This window comes from Roseovarius lutimaris (assembly GCF_900115165.1).
In the GTDB taxonomy this organism is placed as follows: domain Bacteria; phylum Pseudomonadota; class Alphaproteobacteria; order Rhodobacterales; family Rhodobacteraceae; genus Roseovarius; species Roseovarius lutimaris.
Genome location: NZ_FOVP01000003.1, coordinates 70,622 through 90,424 on the forward strand (window position 1 = coordinate 70,622; position 19,803 = coordinate 90,424).

General features: G+C 61.3%; 20 protein-coding genes. 10 read left to right on the forward strand and 10 right to left on the reverse strand.

Annotation, left to right across the window (positions count from 1 at the left end):
* Positions 1-5: 5 nt before the first annotated feature.
* Together BMZ91_RS03355 and BMZ91_RS03360 are read right to left on the reverse strand one after the other, a co-directional pair.
* Positions 6-776 carry a transporter substrate-binding domain-containing protein gene (locus BMZ91_RS03355; RefSeq protein ID WP_092834288.1) on the reverse strand — a complete coding sequence of 257 codons (771 nt, stop codon included), beginning with the start codon at positions 774-776 and terminating at the stop codon, positions 6-8.
* Between the two features lie 54 nt (positions 777-830).
* Positions 831-1,622, reverse strand: coding sequence for an ABC transporter ATP-binding protein (locus BMZ91_RS03360; RefSeq protein ID WP_092834290.1), 792 nt, complete (start codon positions 1,620-1,622; stop codon positions 831-833).
* A 97-nt stretch (positions 1,623-1,719) separates the two neighbouring features.
* Here BMZ91_RS03360 and BMZ91_RS03365 point away from each other — a divergent pair, with 97 nt between their 5' ends.
* The 10 genes from BMZ91_RS03365 (at position 1,720) to BMZ91_RS03410 (ending at position 10,862) form a co-directional block, all read left to right on the forward strand.
* On the forward strand, positions 1,720-2,367 hold the full coding sequence (locus tag BMZ91_RS03365; RefSeq protein ID WP_092834292.1) for a TetR/AcrR family transcriptional regulator: 648 nt from the start codon (positions 1,720-1,722) through the stop codon (positions 2,365-2,367).
* Positions 2,364-3,551 (forward strand): pyridoxal phosphate-dependent aminotransferase, encoded by a 1,188-nt coding sequence (locus BMZ91_RS03370; RefSeq protein WP_092834294.1) that lies wholly within the window; start codon positions 2,364-2,366, stop codon positions 3,549-3,551. The genes BMZ91_RS03365 and BMZ91_RS03370 overlap by 4 nt, the downstream gene beginning before the upstream one ends.
* A 25-nt stretch (positions 3,552-3,576) precedes the next feature.
* A complete protein-coding gene (locus tag BMZ91_RS03375) occupies positions 3,577-4,362 on the forward strand; it encodes a dimethylarginine dimethylaminohydrolase family protein (RefSeq protein WP_092835105.1) in 786 nt (261 codons plus the stop codon).
* A gap of 105 nt (positions 4,363-4,467) precedes the next feature.
* Entirely contained in the window at positions 4,468-5,790 is a 1,323-nt protein-coding gene (locus BMZ91_RS03380) for an NAD(P)/FAD-dependent oxidoreductase (protein WP_092834296.1), read from the forward strand.
* Between the two features lies 1 nt (position 5,791).
* Positions 5,792-6,178 carry a carboxymuconolactone decarboxylase family protein gene (locus BMZ91_RS03385; protein ID WP_092834299.1) on the forward strand — a complete coding sequence of 129 codons (387 nt, stop codon included), beginning with the start codon at positions 5,792-5,794 and terminating at the stop codon, positions 6,176-6,178.
* A 341-nt stretch (positions 6,179-6,519) separates the two neighbouring features.
* On the forward strand, positions 6,520-7,635 hold the full coding sequence (locus tag BMZ91_RS03390) for a porin (protein WP_092834301.1): 1,116 nt from the start codon (positions 6,520-6,522) through the stop codon (positions 7,633-7,635).
* Positions 7,636-7,737: 102 nt separating this feature from the next.
* Positions 7,738-8,568: a sulfotransferase domain-containing protein gene (locus BMZ91_RS03395; protein WP_092834303.1), complete on the forward strand. Its 831-nt coding sequence runs from the start codon at positions 7,738-7,740 to the stop codon at positions 8,566-8,568.
* Positions 8,565-9,401, forward strand: a complete 837-nt coding sequence (locus BMZ91_RS03400) for a sulfotransferase domain-containing protein (RefSeq protein ID WP_245736192.1) — start codon at positions 8,565-8,567, stop codon at positions 9,399-9,401. The genes BMZ91_RS03395 and BMZ91_RS03400 overlap by 4 nt, the downstream gene beginning before the upstream one ends.
* On the forward strand, positions 9,398-10,267 hold the full coding sequence (locus BMZ91_RS03405; RefSeq protein ID WP_092834305.1) for a sulfotransferase domain-containing protein: 870 nt from the start codon (positions 9,398-9,400) through the stop codon (positions 10,265-10,267). The genes BMZ91_RS03400 and BMZ91_RS03405 overlap by 4 nt, the downstream gene beginning before the upstream one ends.
* A gap of 91 nt (positions 10,268-10,358) precedes the next feature.
* Positions 10,359-10,862, forward strand: coding sequence for a hypothetical protein (locus BMZ91_RS03410; RefSeq protein ID WP_092835109.1), 504 nt, complete (start codon positions 10,359-10,361; stop codon positions 10,860-10,862).
* A 2-nt stretch (positions 10,863-10,864) separates the two neighbouring features.
* Here the strand turns inward: BMZ91_RS03410 and BMZ91_RS03415 are convergent, their stop codons facing one another.
* The 8 genes from BMZ91_RS03415 to BMZ91_RS03450 form a co-directional block, all read right to left on the reverse strand.
* Positions 10,865-11,644, reverse strand: coding sequence for an XdhC family protein (locus BMZ91_RS03415; protein ID WP_092834307.1), 780 nt, complete (start codon positions 11,642-11,644; stop codon positions 10,865-10,867).
* Complete coding sequence (locus tag BMZ91_RS03420) at positions 11,644-12,828, reverse strand: vWA domain-containing protein (RefSeq protein WP_092834309.1); 1,185 nt, start codon at positions 12,826-12,828, stop codon at positions 11,644-11,646. The genes BMZ91_RS03415 and BMZ91_RS03420 overlap by 1 nt, the downstream gene beginning before the upstream one ends.
* Positions 12,825-13,703: an AAA family ATPase gene (locus tag BMZ91_RS03425; protein WP_092834311.1), complete on the reverse strand. Its 879-nt coding sequence runs from the start codon at positions 13,701-13,703 to the stop codon at positions 12,825-12,827. Before BMZ91_RS03425 ends, BMZ91_RS03420 begins: the two co-directional genes overlap by 4 nt.
* An 87-nt stretch (positions 13,704-13,790) precedes the next feature.
* On the reverse strand, positions 13,791-16,208 hold the full coding sequence (locus tag BMZ91_RS03430) for an aerobic carbon-monoxide dehydrogenase large subunit (protein ID WP_092834313.1): 2,418 nt from the start codon (positions 16,206-16,208) through the stop codon (positions 13,791-13,793).
* On the reverse strand, positions 16,205-16,699 hold the full coding sequence (locus tag BMZ91_RS03435; protein WP_092834315.1) for a (2Fe-2S)-binding protein: 495 nt from the start codon (positions 16,697-16,699) through the stop codon (positions 16,205-16,207). The genes BMZ91_RS03430 and BMZ91_RS03435 overlap by 4 nt, the downstream gene beginning before the upstream one ends.
* A 14-nt stretch (positions 16,700-16,713) precedes the next feature.
* The gene (locus tag BMZ91_RS03440) at positions 16,714-17,568 is read right to left on the reverse strand and encodes an FAD binding domain-containing protein (RefSeq protein WP_092834317.1); all 855 of its coding nucleotides are present in this window, start codon (positions 17,566-17,568) and stop codon (positions 16,714-16,716) included.
* Positions 17,569-17,844: 276 nt separating this feature from the next.
* A complete protein-coding gene (locus tag BMZ91_RS03445) occupies positions 17,845-18,957 on the reverse strand; it encodes an MHYT domain-containing protein (protein ID WP_092834319.1) in 1,113 nt (370 codons plus the stop codon).
* 113 nt (positions 18,958-19,070) lie between these two features.
* The gene (locus BMZ91_RS03450; protein WP_092834321.1) at positions 19,071-19,802 is read right to left on the reverse strand and encodes an NAD(P)-binding domain-containing protein; all 732 of its coding nucleotides are present in this window, start codon (positions 19,800-19,802) and stop codon (positions 19,071-19,073) included.
* Between the last annotated feature and the right edge of the window lies 1 nt (position 19,803).

A 19,803-nucleotide genomic window follows, 5' to 3' on the forward strand; every position in this document is an offset into this window, starting at 1 on the left:
CCGGCTTAGTAGATGCTGGCTTTGAAATAACGCGCGGTGATCGCATCATGGGTGCCGTCGGCCAGAATGGCGGCGATGCCCTTGTTCAGCGCCGCGCGCAACTCGTCGTCGCCCTTGCGCACACCGGCCCCGACACCAAGGCCAAGGATCGCGGGATCATCGGCAACGCTGCCCTTGATCTCACAGCAACCGCCCGCATCGGTCGAGACAAAATCGGCCATGGCGATGCTGTCGGCCTGAGTCGCGTCAATCCGGCCCGCGACCAGATCCTGATTGGCCTCGTCCTGGGTCTGATAGATGCGGATTTCGGCGGCATCGGCGAAATGCTCCTGGGCATAGGCCTGATGGATGGTCGAGGCCTGAACGCCAAGGATCTTGCCCGCAAGCCCCTCTGGCATGGCGGCCATATCAAGCGCCTTGTCGCCGACAATCACGGCGGGAGTGTTATAGTAAGGATCTGAAAAATCGATAGTTTTCAGGCGTTCCTCGGTGATCGACATCGACGCCATGATCGCGTCGATCTGTTGGCCGGTCAGCGACGGAATGATGCCATCCCAAGCCACCGGCGTGAGGACACAATGCAGCTCAGCCGCCTCGCAGACGGCGCTGATCACCTCGATTTCCCAGCCGACCCATGTGCCGGACGCATCGACTGAGGCAAAGGGCGGATAGGGCTCGGCGGCGATGCCGATCTTGACCTCATGATCATGGGCAAAGGCGGCGGTGGCGGCAACCGCGCCAAGGGTGGCGGCGGCGAGGATGGATTTCAAATTCATGGTCGTTCTCCCGTGTTGGTTATGGTTTTTTGGTCTTGCCCTGCGCGCGTTTCGTTAGCCGACGGTTTGCAGGAATTGTTTGAGGCGGGCCGATTTCGGCGCGCCAAAAAGCTGATCCGGGGGGCCTTGTTCTTCGATCTGGCCCTCGAAAAGATAGACCACATGATTGGCCACTTCGCGGGCGAATTTCATCTCGTGGGTGACAAGCAGCATGGTGCGCCCCTCGGCGGCCAGATCGCGGATCACGGTCAGAACCTCGCCGACCAGTTCAGGGTCAAGCGCGCTGGTGGGTTCGTCAAACAGCATCACGCTTGGGTCAACGGCCAAAGCCCGCGCAATCGCCGCGCGCTGTTGCTGGCCACCCGATAGAAAGGCGGGAAAGGTATCGGCCTTATCCGCCAGCCCGACCCGATCCAAAAGCACGCGGGCCCGCGAAATTGCCTCGGCGCGCGGGGTCTTGAGGACATAGACCGGCACCTCGATCACGTTTTCCAGAAGGGTGCGATGGGTCCAGAGATTGAAGGCCTGAAACACCATGCCAAGCCGGGTGCGAATGCGTTCAATCTGGCGGCGATTGGCGGGGCTTCCGTCGGCGCGCATGGCGATCTCTTCACCCGCCACGACAATGCGGCCCGATGTCGGGGTCTCCAGAAAGTTGATACAGCGCAGCAGGGTTGACTTGCCCGAGCCAGAGCCGCCAATGATCGCCACCACATCGCCCTTGCGCGCGCTGAGCGAGACGCCCTTGAGCACCTCAAGCGTGCCAAAGGATTTATGCAGGTCCTCGACAAGAATTGCCGTTTCCGCCGGGGCGGGGGCGTCGGTCTGTCGGGTTTGGGCTGTCACGGGGGCAACTCTCCGATTGGCGCGTTTTTTGCGCTTGTAGTAAGGCCGATGAAGGTTAATTATGCAAGCGTATAATTAACCGCGTCGCAGGATAGGGATGACCGTGCCGGGAGATCGCCGCAAATTCAGGCGCGAGGGGGCCGACCAACGCAAAGAGGCGCTGGTGCGCGCCACGCTCGAACTGATCGCCGAAGAGGGGGTGCGCGGCGCCACCGTGCGCGCCATCGCCGAGCGCGCCGAGGTCACCCAAGGCCTGATCCGGCATTATTTTTCCACCAAGGAAGATCTGGTTCTGGCGGCCTATACCCGGCACATGGGCGCGATGACCGATCAGACCTTTGCAAGTGCCGTCGGCACCACAGCCAAGGCGCGGCTTGCGGCCTTGCTCGTGGCCTCGGTGACGCCGCCGGTGGTCGATGCGGCCTCGGTCGGGCTTTGGGCGGGGTTTCTCAATCATGTGCGTCAGGATGCGCGCATGCAAGACGTTCACGCGCGCACCTATCACGGCTTTCGCGACCGGCTTGAGGCGCTGATTGCCGAGGTCTTGCGCGATGCCGGGCGGGGGGCGGATGACCGCGAGTGTCGGCGACTGGCGATTGCCTGCAATGCGGTGATCGACGGGCTCTGGCTTGAAGGCGGCGCATTGCCGCAAGCGTTTGAAGCGGGCGAGCTTGCCGAGATTGCGGTGCAATCGGTGGGCGCGATCCTTGGGTTGGATTTGACAGAGGCAGAGGCGCAGCAATGAGATTTTCTTCGATAAAAGAGCGGCTTGCAGGGCTTGGTGGGGCCAAGTGGGAGGTGCATTCGCGCGCCAAAACCTTGGCGGCAGAGGGCCGCGATATCATTCAGCTGACCATCGGCGAGCCGGATGTGGCGACGCCCGAGACCCTGAAAGAGGCGGCCTATGCGGGCATGCGGGCCGGGCGCACCGGCTATTCTGACGGGCGCGGCGAGCCGGGCCTACGCCGCGCCCTTGCTGCGCGCTATAGCGCGACGCGCGGCCGGGAATTTCACCCCGACCAGGTGATGTGTTTTCCCGGCACGCAAACCGCGCTTTACGCGGTGATGCAGATCGTCGCCGAGGCGGGCACAGAGGTGCTTGTCGGCGACCCGATGTATGCGACCTATGAGGGCGTCATTCGCGCCAGCGGGGCCGATATGGTGCCTGTGCCCCTGCGCCCTGAGAACGGCTTTCGGATGGCGGCGGCGGATATAGAGAGCCGCATAACCCCCAGAACCCGCGCGATATTGTTGACGACGCCGCATAATCCGACCGGGGCCATTTTGCGCCCCGAGGATATCGCGGCGATCGGGCGGCTGGCGATCGAGCATGACCTTTGGATCATCTCGGACGAGGTCTATGAAGAGCTGGTGTTTGATGGCGCGCGCTTTGTCTCGCCTCTATCGCAGGCCGATCTGGCAGAGCGCGTCGTCGCGGTCGCGTCGATCTCAAAATCCCACGCCGCGCCGGGCTTCAGAAGCGGCTGGTGTGTGGGGCCGCTTGAGTTTACCGCCGCGCTGCTGTCGCTGTCGGAAACCATGCTGTTCGGCAATCAGCCCTTTATCGCCGATATGACCGAGGCGGCGGTGCGAGATGGCTCTGAGGTGGCGCCGGGGATGCGGGCGCGCTTTGCGGCGCGCGCCGATCTTCTGGCGCGCCGGCTTGAGGGAGAAACCGCGCTTTATGTCCATCGTCCCGAGGCGGGGATGTTCGCAATGATCCGCACCCAGAGCACCGGTATGAACGGTTACGACTATGCGCTTGACCTGCTTGAGAAAACCGGTGTGGCGGTGATGCCCGGCACGTCTTTTGGCGAAACGCTCAAGGATTGGGTGCGCGTTGCGCTGACGGTCGAGGATGCGCCTTTCAACGAGGCGATTGACCGGATTGTCGCCCATGCAAACGCAAAACAAGCGCGGCGCGCGTGAGGCCCTGATGAACAAAGGAATGACCATGACCAACCCGAGTTTTGAATTTCGCCGCGCGATCACTCGCAAGCCTGCGCCAAGCATCGTTGACGGGCTGCGCGCCGAAGACATCGGCAGGCCCGACCTTGACCAGATGCTGCGCGATCACGCCGCCTATGTGGCCGCGCTCAAGGGCACCGGCGCCGAGGTGGTCGAGCTTCCGGCGCTTGAGGCGTTTCCCGATGCGGTGTTTGTCGAGGACACGGCGCTTTGCCTTCCGCAAGGCGCGGTCCTGATGCGCCCCGGCGCGCCAAGCCGTCAGGGCGAGGTGGCGCAGATGGCCCCGGCACTGGCGGCATTTTACGGCGACACCCTGCGCGAGATCAACGCGCCGGGATGCATCGAGGGCGGCGATATCCTTGTGACCGGGCGCGAGGTTCTGGTCGGGCTGTCGGCGCGCACCAACCCGGAGGGCGTGGCGCAACTGGCCAAAATCGTCGGTGACTGGGGTCACACCCTGCGCGTGGTCGACACGCCCGAGGGGGTTTTGCATTTCAAGACCGATTGCGGCCTGCTCGACGGCGAGACAATCTTGGCCACCGGGCGTCTGGCCGCCTCTGGCTGTTTTGACGGCTATAAGGTGTTGCTTGTACCCGAGGGTGAAGAGGCGGCGGCCAATTGCATCCGTTTCAACGGGCTGGTGATCATGGCGGCGGGGTTTGAGCGCACCGCTGAGTTGCTGACAGAGGCCGGGTTTGAGGTGGTTGAGATCAACAATTCGGAATGCGCCAAGCTTGATGGCGGCATGTCCTGCCTGTCGTTGCGGTTTTAAACCGCAATCTGGCGTAAATCCGATTGTAAGCGCCGCCCGGTTTCGCCAATGGTTTCCCCATCGTAACGGGGGGCCACAGAGGGCTATATATAAGGAGTGCCGCAAATGAGCGTACAATGGGCACCAGAGGCAGAGCGCGGCACGCCCTATTGGTGGGCGGCGCTGGATGCGCCGGAACCGGGGCAGGATTTGCCCGATAGCTGCGATCTTCTGGTGATTGGCGCGGGCTATGCCGGATTGTCGGCGGCCCTTGCGGCGCAGGAGTGCGGCGCGCGGGTGGTCGTGGTGGATGCGGGCGAGCCGGGCAAGGGCGCCTCGACACGCAATGGCGGCATGTTTGGCGCGCATCCCCGGCTTGGTTGGTCCGAGTTGGCCCGCAAATTCGGCGCCGAAGTGGCCGATGCGCTATTCGCCGAGGCCAAGCCTGCGCTTGACTGGGCCAAGGCCCTGATCGCGGACAACGGGATTGACTGCGACCTGCAACAGACCGGACGGCTTCAACTGGCCTGGACGCCGGGGCATTTCGCCAATCAACGCAGGCTGGCGCAAACCGTGACCGAAAAATCGCAGGTCGAGGCGCGCATTGTCGAGCGCGCCGATCTTGGGCAGGAGATTGCGACCGGGCAGTATTTCGGCGGGCTTCTGTTTCCCGAACATTGCGCCATTCATCCGGCCAAGTTTCATCAGGGGCTGTTGCGCGCGGTCCGTGCCCGCGACATTCCGGTGGTGAGCCATGCGCCGGTGACACGGCTTGAGCCGGTGGGCGCAGAGCATCTGGCGCATACGCCCAAAGGCAGGATTCGCGCCGCCAAGGTGGTGCTGGCGACCAATGGCTATACGACGCCCGCGTTCCGCTGGCATATGGCGCGGGTGTTTGCGCTGCCGAGTTACCTGATCGCGACCGAGGAATTGCCCGCCAACCTTATCGGTCATATCGCGCCGGGGCGGCGGATGATGGTCGAGACCCGCGCGCGCCACAGCTATTTCCGGATTTCGCCCGATGGCAAGCGGGTGCTGTTTGGCGGGCGCGCCTCGATGAAGGTGCTTGATCTCAAGGCCTCGGGCGAGCGGCTTCATGACACGATGACCGGGGTCTGGCCCGAGTTGCGCGGCACGCGCCTGTCGCATGCCTGGCTTGGGTTCACCGGCTATTCGTTTTCGCACATGCCTTATGTGGGGCATGATCGCGGCGTGCATTATGCCATGGGCTTTTCCGGCTCGGGCACGGTGATGGCGCCGTATCTTGGGGCCAAGGCCGCCTATCAGGCGATGACTGATGCGCGCGGGCAGACCGCCTATAGCGCGACACCGCTTCGGCCAAGCTGGCTCCATCCGCTGCAAAAGCCGCATTTCCTTGCGGCGGCGGACCTGTGGTATCGCCAGGTGGTCGATCGAAAAGAAAACTGGCAGGCGCGAAAGGACAATTGAAATGAGCGTTTTTGACGAAGATCTGTTTGTACAGGGGCTGGAACAGCGCAAGGCGACGCTGGGCGCCGAGTATGTGGAAAAGAACCTGGCGGCGGCGGATGAGTTTACCCGCCCCTTTCAAGAGGCGATGACGGCCTGGTGCTGGGGCTTTGGCTGGGGCGATGAGGTGATTCCCGCCAAGACCCGCTCGATGATGAACCTCGCGATGCTGGGTGCGCTTGGCAAGATGCATGAATGGGAAATCCATTGCCGGGGCGCGATCAACAACGGGGTCACCCCCGAGGAAATTCGCGCGATCATCCATGTGGTCGGGATATACTGTGGTGTACCGCAAGCACTTGAATGCTTTCGCGCAGCCAAGAAGATTCTCGCAGAACAGGCCGGGTGAGTCGCCGCTGTGGCGCGTTGGCCCTACCCCAACATTGGGGGAGCCGGGCCATCGCCATCAAGGGGCGCGGATGCGCCGCAACCGATAGTAGTAAGGGGTAAAAATTCCCCAAGCCTTTGTTTTAAAGGCCTAAGACCGGTATAGAGGGGCATCAGGGTCTGTCTTTCGCCCAGAGTGGTTCAAAGGGTGTGTGATTTAAACGTCACAGCACGGGTAACAAGCGCCACGAGGCAGGGGGTTGCGTTGACAGTTGGGGGGTGTTTGCCGCATTCCATGATCCAAGCCGCGTCCAATGACTGGTGCGGCGGATCTTAAAAACCTGCTATTGAGGAGGGTCACCCTTGAAAAAGCAACTTCTTTGCACCAGCGCAATCGCACTCGGCTGCGCCATTGCTGCACCCGCGTCCGCCCAGGAATGGGATATGGACTGGGGCGGTTTCGTTAACACCCACGTTGGTTACGCTGACGTATCCGGCACAGCCAACGTTGGCCAGGATTTCGACGGCGTCAACATCTTCGTGAACCGCGAAATCCACTTCACTCCCTCGGTTACGCTCGACAACGGCCTGACCTTTGGTGTGAACGTCCAGATGGAAGCTGACAACAGCAGCGCGCCGTCTGCGGACATCGATGAAACCTACATGACCATCAGCAGCGACACCATGGGCCGCATCATTCTCGGCAACGAGAACTCGGCTGGTTACCTGGCGATGGGTTCGGTTTACACACCTGGCGTTGGTTCGCTTGGCATCAACTCGGGTTCGATCTCGGGCTTCATGCCGCTGACCGGTTCGGCCTACACCTTCCGTTCGGCCGCTGCTTCGTCGCTGACAGAAGTTGGTAGCAACAACGACGTGGCGCGCATCACCTACTTCACACCGTCGTTCAACGGTCTGACCGTTGGTGTTTCGTATGCCCCGAACGGTACAGTTAACGCCGCTAACAACGGCGCCTTCGACCGCAATGTCACTGCTCTGACCGACATCTTCGACATCGGCGCAAGCTACAGCCAGTCGTTCAACGGTGTTGACGTTGGTCTTGCTGGTCGTTACGGCACGGGCGATGCAGCAGTTGGCGGCGATCCTGAGACTTGGGCCGTTGGCGGTACTGTTGGCTTCGCAGGTTTCACCGTTGGTGCAACCTATGCTGAAAACGATGCTGGCACTGTTGGCGTAGCAGGCGATCAAGAAGGTTGGAGCCTTGGCGCAACCTATGACATCGCAGGTCCGTGGACAGTTGGTCTTGACACCTACCAAGGCGAATTCAAAAATGTCGCCGGTACCTCCAAGGACGAATATGAAGCCTACAAACTCGGCGCATCGCGCAGCTTGGGTGCTGGCGTAAGCTGGGATGTCTATGCCATCCGTGCAGAAACCACTAACGGCACAGTCGGCGGTGTTGCAGAGCCCAAAAGCAAAGCGACCATCATTGGTACCGCAATTAACCTGAGCTTCTAATCCGGTTAATCTAAAAATAGGCGGCGGGGGGTGACTTTTCCCCCCGCCGTTTTTATTTGTCTGACTGTAGTGATTCCAAACTGACAACGGGCTGGGTGGACCATGAAGAAAAGTATCGTCTGGATGGCGTCCTACCCGAAATCGGGGAACACGTGGACACGTATTTTTCTTGCCAACTACATCGCAAATACATCCAAGCCGATCCCGATCAACAATGCGCATCGCATTGCGATCGGGGATGCGATTGCCAAGACCTATAGCATGGTGGCCGGACGGCCAATTGATACCCAGGACATCGACCTCACCCTGCAAATGCGGCCGCGCGTGTTGCGCGGAATCGTATCAAACAATGCCGATATCAACCTGGTCAAAACCCATAACGCCCGGATCGTGGCGCATGGCATACCTCTTATCCCGGATGAATTGACCCGCTCGGCAATGTACATCATGCGCAATCCGCTTGATATGGTGTTGTCTTACGCGCGACATTACGGGATTTCACAGGCGGATGCCTGTCATGCGGTCAGTCACCCCGACAATGTCAACATGCCGACCGAGTCGATGGTCGTGCAATTCATCGGGTCATGGTCGGATCACGTCCGAAGCTGGACCGGGAAATCGGCCTATCCGGTGCTTGTGCTGCGCTATGAGGATTTGCTTGCGGACCCGCATACGCATTTTGCCAAGGTGGTCGAGCATGTCGGCCTGCCGGTCGAGCCTGAGCGTTTGGACCGCGCCATCAGGTTTGCCAGTTTCAAAGAGCTGTCGGCCCAGGAAAAAACCCAAGGCTTTGTCGAAAAGTCCCAGGAAAGCGATGCCTTTTTTGCAAAGGGTACAAGCGATCAGTGGAAAACCGATCTGACGCCGCGTCTTGTCAAACAGATGAAACGCGCGCATCGCAAGGTCATGACGCAATTTGGATATCTCGAATGACAGATATGCGGCGCATTATCTGGCTGGCATCCTATCCCAAGTCCGGCAACACCTGGACGCGGATTTTCCTGGCCAATTACATCGCAAATCCGTCAGAGCCGCTCTCTTTGAGCGAAATGACGAAATACAGCACCGGTGATGCAATCCTTCGGCATTATCACACCATGGCTGGCCGGATGATCGATCCGCATAATTTCCCCCTGACGTTGTCGCTGCGCGACAAGGTTCTGCGCGGTATCATTTCCAACAAGGCCGATGCCTATCTGGTGAAGACACATAGTAGCCGCAGAGCCGTACAGGGGGTCGAACTTATTCCCCCCCAATATACCCGCTCGGCGGTCTATATCATCCGCAATCCGCTTGATATGGTGTTGTCTTCGGCGCGGCACTACGCGATCTCGGCTGAAAAAGCTGTGGAAAGCATCTCGCAGAAGGGCAAGGTCGTTCCGCCCAGTGAAAAAACGGTTCCGGTTGTTCAGGGCTCCTGGTCGGAACATGTGAAAAGCTGGACCTCGTTTGCGCCCTATCCGGTGCTTGTCCTGCGCTACGAGGATATGCTCTGCAATCCGCAAGAGAATTTTGGCAAGATCCTCACCCATCTGGGAATTCCGATCGACAAGGACAGGCTGGACCGGGCCATTCAATTTTCCAGCTTCAATCAGTTGAAAGAACAGGAAGAAAAGACCGGCTTTGTGGAAAAGGCCGAGCATGCGGAAAGCTTCTTTGCATCGGGCAAAAGCGATCAGTGGAAGACCGAGCTGTCGCCTGAACTGGTCAAGAAAGTGCGCGATTTGCATGGCGACACGATGAAACGACATGGGTATCTGGAATGAGCAATCTGCGCCGCATCATCTGGCTGGCAAGCTATCCCAAATCGGGCAACACATGGATGAGAAGCCTGCTTGCGCATTACTTCATGCCCGCAGGCCAAGCGCCCGACATCAACAATCTGCGACAGTTCACCACCGGCGACACGCGTCAGGACTTTTTTGATGCGGCGGCGGGCGGACAGTTTCGCGGTAAAAACCTTGAGGATTGGGTCAAGATGCGGGCAAAGGCGCTGCGTCTGATTGCGGGGTCGAAGCCGGATTACCATTTTGTCAAAACCCATTGCCAGACGATCCGGATGTTTGATCATGACATCATCCCCCCGGATCTAACGGCGGCGGCGATCTATATCATGCGCAACCCGTTCGATCTTGCCCCGTCCTTTGCCCGCCATCAGGGCGCGGATATCGACACCGCCATCAAGATGATGTGTTATTCCGACACGGTTATGGGCACGCCGAACGGGATTTACGACCTGTTGGGCCGCTGGGATGATCACATCAACGCCTGGAACAACGCCCCCGGTCTGCCGCATTATGTGGTGCGCTATGAGGATCTCTTACATCATCCGGCAAAAACCATGCGCAAGCTTCTGGAAAAGTTCCTGAGCGTCAAGGTTGAGGGGCCGAAACTGGCCCGTGCAATCAAGGCGACAAGCTTTGAGGCGATGAAAAAGCAGGAAGAGACCCTTGGCTTTACAGAGAAACCACAAGGCATGACCGCGTTTTTCGCCAAGGGTCAGGCCGGGGTCTGGCGCGATGATCTGACGCCGCAGCAGGTGGGCCGTATTCGCGAGGCTTTCCTGCCGACGCTGGAAAAATGGTATCCTGAGATGCTTGCGGAAACCGCGGAATTCGCCAAGGCCGGTTAAGGCCAGAGCGCGACACCAAGATTTGTCTTCTCGTGTAGAATGATTATGTACTATGCAAAAGACAAGAAACACCAACCATCGGAGGCCCGCCATGACGCGCCAGATACTGTCCCTTTTGGGTGCAACGATTGCGCTCGCCGCCTGTACGGTTGCTGACCCTACTGTGGTCACCCGATTGGGGGCAAACCCGGTTGTGTCGGGCGGCACCTATAGTAGCGGCGGTGGCGTGAGCATCGCGGTTGATGTGCGCGAAAACGACGGGAAAACAATGCTTTGCGGCGTCTGGGCGCAAAGCCGCGCGCAATCTGTTCTGACCAAGAGGGTTGAGCCGAAGCTGCTTGGGTCTGCCTCTGTATCCTTTGGCGACAGCGTTCTGGCACGTGGACTTTTGTTCATGCCCGAGGTCGACCCGGCCCCGGATTACGCAGGCCAGGAGGCGCGATGCCTGGTGACCGAGCGCGCCTGGCAGGCTGGCGACGAAAGCCGCCGGCCTCAAATCCATATTCCCGCACAGGTGGTGCATGTCGAATCCGACGAAATGGGTGGCTTCGCGGTCACCTTCCGTCAAACCGGGCCGGGGGCTGGCGAGAGCTAGCGCTATTCGGCCTCTGCCCGGCGCTGTCCGCTTCGCCGCGTCTTGATCACCTGCGCAAGGATCGACAGTGCGATTTCTTCCGGGGTCACCGCGTCAATCGCAAGCCCCGCTGGCGCGTTGATCTGTGCCAGCGTGGCAGCGTCCGCGCCCGCCTTGCGCAGGGTCTTTGCCAGAGCGGCAAATTTGCGATGGCTGGCGACAAACCCGATGTAATCCGCGCCGCAGGTCAGGGCGGCGTTCAAGCCGTCAAGATCGCCCTTGCCTTGTGTCGCGACCACCACCATGCGCCGCGCGCCCGCTGGCAGGGGCCCAAGTGCTGTGGCACTGTCATGGGTCGTGATGTCAAAACTGAACGATCCGGCCAGGGCCGCCAACGAGCGCGCCACCGGCGAGGCGCCGATTATCACCAACTCTGGCTGTGGCAATATCGGCTCGATAAAGAGATCCATCGAGCCCTTGCTGGGGCATCCGTTGCGCGCGATTTCTATGCCCTCTTCGGCCTCGATCCCGCCCAACTCTTCCTCGGGGCGCAAAGAGATAAGACGCGGTGTGCCATCGCCAAGCGCCGCCAGGGCGGCGCGTGTCATCGCCCCGCGCACACAGCCCCCGCCAACCCAGCCCTCTGCAATCGTGCCATCCGCCAGGATCAGGGCGCGCGCACCGGGTTTGGCCGAGGTCGCGCCCACCGTGCGCACCACCGTGGCGATTGCATATGCACGCCGCGCCTCGCGCAAGCGGGCAAGGGTCGTTGCAATGGCGGTATCAAGCAATTCCGGGGCCATCAGAGACGCTCCAGTTCCGGTTCGAGCGCGGCCAGATCGGCCAGCGTGCTGGCGGGCGCAAAGAGATCAAGATAGGGCAGGGCGGCGGCCATCCCGCTGGCAACAGGCGCGTAATCCGTCCAGCCTTTCAGCGGGTTAAGCCAGATGATCTTACACCCCCGCTTGCGCAGCCGCGCCAGGGCCGACGCCATTTTCTCGGGCGGATCGGTGTCATAGCCATCCGACAGGATGATCACCACGCTGCGTCCGTTCACAAAGCGGCGCGCCGGGCCGCGGGCGAACTGATCCAGCGCCGCGCCGATCTTTGACCCGCCGCCAAAGCCCTCGGCCAACAGGCTCAGCCGGTTCAGCGCGCGCATCGGATCGGTGTCGCGCAACGCCTCGCTGATGCGCACGAGACGGGTGTGAAACAGATAGGCATCGGTGCTTTCATCCGCGCGTATCAGGCCGGACAGAAAGGCCAGAAATACCCGCGCATAGATCGTCATCGACCCCGAGACATCGCAAAGCGCCACGATCTTTACGGGCCGGTCAGGCCGGGCCTTACGCGGCAGGGCAAGCGGCTCGCCCCCGGTCGACAGGCTCTGGCGAAGAAGGCGGCGAAAATGGATTTGATCGCCCTTGCGCGCGGCGCGCCGACGACGCGAACGACGGTCGCGAAAGGCTGCCGCAAGGCGGCGCGCGGTGGCCTCGGCGGCGGCGATATCCTGCGGGCCGACCAATCGGCGCATGTCCTTGCGCATCAGGTTTTCAACCCGGCTCGCGATAAGCTTGCCGGTGCCATCCCCATCGGCACTGGCGTGATCTGGGCCATCGTCGGGGCTATGTATCCGGCCGCGCGCGCCTGCGGTTTCGCCCTGTGGGTCGCGGGTGTTGGTTGAATTCACGTCGGCCTTGCTCTCGCTTGGCACGGATTTTTCGCGCACCCGGCCGTCAGCGCGCCAATAGCTGTCAAACAGCAGATCAAAGCGCGCGGCCTCCTCGGTAGTGGCGGCGCAAACCGCTTTCAGCGCAAGGCGTGCATCATCGGGGTCGCAGGCGGTGACATGGGTCAGAGCGGCAAGCGCGGTTTGGGTTTCCCCGACCCCAAGGCGCAAGCCGTTGTTGCGCAAATGCGCCATAAACCCTGCCATGCGCGCGGCGGGGCCGGGGTCGCGCGCGGAAAATCGGGTGATCCGGCTCATGCGGCCTGTCCCGCAAGGCGCGCGGCCACCTCGGGCGGGATCGCTTCGCGGTCGCCTTGGGTTTTAAGCAGCGTGCCAAGCGCCGCCTGCAACAGAACCGGATCGTGGCTTAGGTCATTCACGCCAAGCCCGGCCAGGGCGGCGGCAAAATCAAGCATCTCGGCAATGCCCGGGTTTTTCTCAAGATCCTCGCGGCGCAGGGCCTGGACAAAGCCGATGATCTGTGCGGCGAGCCGGGCCTCGATCTTGGGCGCGCGGATTTGCAGAATTGCAAGCTCTGCTGCGGGGTCCGGGTAATCTACATGTGCATAAATGCAGCGCCGCCGCAGCGCATCCGACAAATCGCGCGTGCCATTGGCGGTCAGGATCACGATTGGCCTTGTGATCGCCTTCACGGTGCCCAATTCGGGAATGGTGATCTGAAACTCTGACAGGATTTCAAGAAGATAAGCCTCGAATTCCTCATCCGCGCGGTCAATTTCATCAATGAGAAGCACCGGCGCCACCGGCTGCCGGATGGCCTGCAAAAGCGGGCGCTGCAACAGGTAGTCATCGGAAAATATCCGCGCCTCGACCGCCTTGCCGGTCTCGCCCGCCTCAGAGGCGGCACGAATGGCCAAAAGCTGGCGCGGATAGTTCCATTCATAGATCGCCTGCGCCGCATCAAGCCCCTCATAGCATTGCAGCCGGATCAGCATCGTATCACGCAGCGCGGCCAGCACGCGGGCCACCTCGGTCTTGCCAACCCCGGCGGCCCCCTCAAGCAAAAGTGGGCGACCAAGCGACAAGGCAATATGCACCGCCATCGCCAGATCATCAGCAGCGATATAGCCGTGATCCGCCATGCCCTTCTGCAAGTCCCGCCAATCGTGCATGTTTATTTCACCGTTCCCAAAATACTCCGGGGGACTCCAGGGAAATTCGTCGAATTTTCCTGGATGGGGGCAGCGCCCCCGCCCAACCTAGTCGTGCAGACCAAGATCATTGGCCGCTTTCCAGATCCGCCAGTGATCATGTGGCATGTGCAATTGGCGCAATCCGAACGGGCGTAGCGCGTCATGCACCGCATTTGAAAAGGCCGGAACCCCGCCGACATTGGGGCTTTCGCCCACCCCCTTGGCGCCAATCGGGTGATGCGGGCTCGGGGTTTCGGTGTGATCGGTGGTGTAATGCGGGGTTTCCCAGGTGGTTGGCAAAAAGAAATCCATCAGCGTGGCGGTCTTGCAGTTGCCCATGTCGTCATAGGCCATCTCCTGCGCCATCGCGATGGCATAGGCCTCGGTCAGCCCGCCATGCACCTGTCCTTCGATCACCATCGGGTTGATCCGGGTGCCGCAATCGTCAAGCGCATAGACCTGACGGATATGCGCCTCGCCGGTATCCACATCCACATCCATCACACAGATATAGGCGCCGAATGGATAGGTCATATTGGGCGGATCGTAATAGCTGACCGCCTCAAGCCCCGGCTCGACGCCCGGAATCGCCTGATGATAGGCGGCATAGGCGATCTCGGCCATGGTCTTGAACCGCTCGGGCGCGCCCTTGACGACAAAGCGGTCGACGTCGAATTCGACGTCATTGTCATGCACTTCCAAGAGGTACGCGGCAATCATCTGCGCCTTGGCGCGGATCTTGCGCCCGGCAAGCGCGGTGGCCGCCCCCGCCACCGGGGTCGAGCGGCTGCCATAGGTGCCAAGCCCATAGGGCGCGGTATCGGTGTCGCCCTCTTCAATGGTGATGCTATCGGCGGGGATGCCGATCTCGCTGGCCAGAATCTGGGCAAAGGTGGTCGCATGGCCCTGGCCCTGGCTGATCGTGCCAAGGCGCGCGATGGCGCTTCCGGTGGGGTGAATGCGGATTTCGCAGCTATCGAACATCCCCATGCCGAGGATATCACAGTTCTTGACCGGCCCCGCGCCGACGATCTCGGTGAAAAAGCTAAGCCCGATCCCCATAAGTTTGCGGGTCTCGCCGCGCTTGAACGCCGCAAGCTGTTCCGCCTGTTCGGCGCGCAGCCCGTCATACCCCACCGCCGCAAGCGCCTTGTCCCAGGCGGTGTGATAATCGCCGCTGTCATATTCCCAGCCAAGCGCCGACTGATAGGGGAACTGATCCTCGCGGATAAAGTTGATGCGCCGCAGCTCTGCGGCATCCATGCCAAGCTCGATTGCCAGAACCTCGATCATCCGTTCGATGAAATAGGCGGCCTCGGTCACGCGGAACGAACAGCGATAGGCCACCCCGCCGGGCGCCTTGTTGGTATAGACCCCGTCCACCCCGACATAGGCCACCGGAATGTCGTAAGATCCGGTGCAGATGTGGAAAAATCCCGCCGGAAACTTGGTCGGATCGGCGCAGGCATCAAAGGCGCCGTGATCGGCGGTGACCTTGGCCTCAAGCGCGGTGATCTTGCCGTCTTTGGTGGCCGAAATCCGCCCTTTCATCCAATAGTCGCGCGCGAATGCGGTCGCCATCAGGTTGTCCATCCGGTCCTCGACCCATTTCACCGGCTTGCCGGTGACAATCGAGGCGACGATCGAACAGACATAGCCCGGATAAACCCCGACCTTGTTGCCAAAGCCGCCGCCGATATCGGGGCTGACGACGCGAATGTTATGCTCTTCTATCCCTGACAAAAGCGAGGCGACGGTGCGCACCACATGCGGCGCCTGAAATGTGCCATAGAGCGTCAGCTTGCCGTTTACCTTGTCCATCGAGGCGACACAGCCGCAGGTTTCCAGCGGGCAGGGATGGGTGCGATGGTAATAGATCATTTCCTCGGCCACCACATCGGCGCTGTCGATCACCTGTTCGGTGGCGGCCTTGTCGCCCTCTTCCCAGAGGAAAATATGGTTCGGGTGGCGGCGTTCGCCATGCGCGCCGCTGGTTTCCCCCGCGATATCCTCACGCAGGGTCACATCGCTTTGCAGGGCTTTGAACGGGTCGACAAGCACCTCAAGCTCTTCATATTCGACCTCGACCAACTCGACCGCATCGGCGGCGACATAGCGGTTGCGCGCGACCACATAGGCCACTTCCTGGCCCTGAAACAGCACCTTGCCGTCGGCCAGCACCATCTGCTTGTCGCCCGCCAGCGTCGGCATCCAGTGCAGGCCAAGCGGCTCCAGATCCTTGGCGGTCAGCACGGCGACAACCCCGTCAAGCGCAAGCGCGGCACTGGCATCAATCGACACCACCCGCGCATGGGCATAGGGCGAGCGCACGAAATCGCCGTGCAGCATGTCGGGCATCTTGATGTCATCGACATAATTGCCCTTGCCTTGGGTAAATCGGGCGTCCTCGACCCGCTTGCGTGAACATCCCAGGCCCTTGAGCTTGGCAACGCGGTCGTCGCGATCCGGTGTCAGGTCGTTCATTGCGCGGCCTCCTTGGCGGTGTTGATGTCACTTGCCGCGGCAAGCACGGATTTGACGATGTTCTGATAGCCGGTACAACGACACAGGTTGCCGGCCATGCCAAAGCGCACGTCCTCTTCGGTCGGGTTCGGGTTTTCCTCAAGCAGCCTGACGGCGCGGGTGATCATGCCGGGGGTGCAAAAGCCGCATTGAAGGCCGTGATGCTCGCGAAAGGCCTCTTGCAGCGCGTGCAGGCTATCGGGGCTGCCAAGGCCCTCGATGGTGGTGATCTCGGCGCCATCGGCCTGGGTCGCGAACATCGTGCAGGATTTGACCGATTTGCCGTTCAGCGTCACCGTGCAGGCGCCGCAATGCGAGGTTTCACAGCCGACATGCGGCCCGGTGATGTTGAGCCGCTCGCGCAGCACATAGATCAGCAATTCGCGCGGCTCGGCCAGAATATCGTGGGCCTCGCCGTTCACGGTCAGGGCGATCTGGATTTTCTTGCTCATGGTCTGCGTCCTTCTCAGGCTCGGCCCCAGGCGCGGGTGATGGCGCGGGCGATGATGGTGGCGGCGACGTGACGTTTGAAGGCGACCGGGCCGCGATTGTCCTCGGTTGGGTCAATATCGGCGAGGGCGGCGGCGACGGCTGCTTTCACGGCATCCTTGCCCACGTCCGTGCCGACAAGCACCGCGCCTGCGGCGGCGGACCAGACCGGCACATCGCTGAGGTTGGTCATGGCGATCGAGGCGGCGGCGCATGTGCTGCCCTCGCGGGTCAGCATCACGGCGGCGGCGGCGGTGGCGTAATCGCCGATCTTGCGTTTCTGTTTCTCGTAGGCATAGCCGCCCCTGGGGGCCGTAAAGCTTATGGCGGTCAGGATTTCGTCATCGGCGCGGGCGGTCATATAGGCCGACTCGTAGAACTCACGCGCCATAACGCTGCGCGCACCCTCTGGCCCCTCAAGGTGAAAGCTCGCATCAAGGCATTGCATCAGGCCGGGCATGTCATTGCCGGGATCGCCATTGGCCAGATTGCCGCCGATCGTGCCCATATAGCGCACCTGCGGATCGGCGATCTGAAGCGCGGCCTCGCCGAGGATCGGCGCAACCGCCATCAGCGCGTCACTGGCAATCACCTCGTGTTGCGTGACCATTGCGCCAAGCGTGACGCGGGGGCCCTCGATGGTGATGCCGCGCAGCGCGTCGATCGCCTGAAGGTCGATCAGATGCGGCACCTCGGCCATGCGCAGCTTCATCATCGGAATAAGGCTGTGCCCGCCTGCAATGACGCGCGCGTCATCGCCATGTTCCTGCAAGAGCGCAAGTGCAGAGGATAGATCACCGGGGCGGTGATACTCGAAGGCTGCTGGTATCATGTGGCGTCTCCTCCCAAAGACGGGGCCGGTATGGCGGACCTTGGTGCGACAGTAGGGAGCGGTGCGCGATTGTCTGTTGAACTGTCCTCAGCGCCGCCATGCGTTGCACGAAATGCGATATGGATGCACGAGTTGCGAAATCCGTTTACGGATTCTTAGGGTTCAGCGTCCGCTTGCGGCACGCGTAGGGTGGGTGAAACCCACGCCCGCCCGGCCCCCGCATCCCGCAACAGCGTGGGTTTCACCCACCCTACAGATGCCGCACCGCTATATGGACTAAAGCCCAAGCGCCTCGCGTAGGGCGGGCAGGCGAGAGCGGCTGACCGGGGTGGTGATGGTTTGCGCACCAAGGCTGAAATGGCAAAATCCATTGTCCTTTCGCCGCTCGAAATGGACGATATGGGCCGGATTGATCAGATAGCTGCGATGCGATTTCACGAACGGCCCGGCGGCGAGGCGTCGTTCGGCCTCGGTGATCGACCAGACACAGAAATACCGCTCCGCCCCGGCATAAAGCAGGGTGTAATGCCCCTCGGCGCGCATAAACGCCACATCGCGGGCATCAATGAAATGGGTCTGGCCGTTCTGTTCATAGGGAATGCGCAATACGGGCAATGGCCCTGGGGCATCCCCCTGCGGTGCGGTTCCGGGCTCCGGGTCCGGCTCGGTTTTCGCCGCCGGGGTCAGAAAGGTAACACCTGACAAAAGAAACGCACCGCAGAGCATGAAGCTGCTCAGGAGGACGCCAATGGCGAGGGTTTCATTGCCAATGAGGGGACCGATCTCAAGCAGGCTGTCCACCGCGACAAATCGCGTGCCGGCGATGGCGGCGAAGTGCACGGCAAAGACCGACACCCCGAAACAGACCGTCCCGAGCAGGATATTGCGATGGCGCCGCTGGCCATAGGCCACCCAGAATGCCGCGATGTTGAGGACGCAAGAGGCCAGCACCGCAAGCCCCACCCCCGGCAGCGTATAGACCGCGCGGCAAAGTTCGAGACCAGACATGCCGATATAATGCATCGCCACCACACCAAGCCCGACAATCCCCCCGGCCAGTGTCAGGATCAGCGGCGTGCGACGATAAAAATGCAAAAGCAAAAGCGCCAGCCCGACCATCAGAATGGCCACCAGAATCGAGCCGAGCGTGATCATTGCATCATAGTAAATCGGGATCGGCAGTTGCAGCCCGAGCATCGCCACGAAATGCATCGACCAGATGCCACCGCCAAGCGCCACGGCGGCCAGGCTAACCGAGAGTTTGCGCATGGCCACGGTCTGACCGGCGATGCCCTTGGTCAGCGAAAGCCCGGTGAACCCCGCCACCATCGAGATGCTGAGCGAGGCCGCAACCAGCCAGAGGTTATGCGTATAGTCCAGAAATTCCATTCAGGGCCAATAGGTTGGTTGGATCACGTGGGCGCGGTGGCCAGCGTGGTGTTGGCGTCAAACCCAAAGCCTAGTGAGCAAAGAGAAAGCTGACAAGGGTCTTGGGCGTGACGCTAGTCGCCGCTTTCAAGCCGGTTCAGCCCGGTGACAAGATCGTCGCCCACGCCCGCCGCGTTCATATGCTGGCGCAGGCGCTGGTTATAGCCACCGGGCGTGTTGAGCGCCTCAAGCAGGTCGCCGCAGGGGCTGCTTAAAAGGTTGGTGCCGATGAGCATGCGCAAAAATGCCTCGCCCTGGTCGGGGTCAGAGACACGGGCGGCCAGCCAGTCGGCACTTTGCCCCACCATGTCTGTGACCGGCGACAGAACCGCCTGCGCGCAAAGATAGGCGCCAAGTTCGGCGGCGTCGCGCAGGGCGAAAACCTGGTTTTCGGGCGCGAACAGCGTGGTGACAAGATCGGTATCCCCCATCGCGAGGATCGGCGAGCCGCCGCGTGCAATCCCCGGAAACGGTAGCATGATCGCCGCGGCGTGGGCCGGGGCGACCAATCGCGCAAGCGCGCCCAGGGGCATGTCGGCCATGAAGGAAATGACCTGTTGATCGGTGCGAAAGGTCAGGCGCGACAGGATATCGGGCGCCGCCTCGGCCATCAGGCCGATGAAAAGCGTGTCACTCTGATCAATGACGCCCTGATTGTCGGCGATGCTGACGGTGTCGAATTCAGCGGCAAGGCGGGTGGCCTGCGCCTCGCCCCGTTTCGATACGGTGATCTGATGCCCGGCCCCAATGAGGCCGCGCACGGTGGCCGAGGCAATTGTGCCGGTGCCGATAAATCCAAGCCGCATT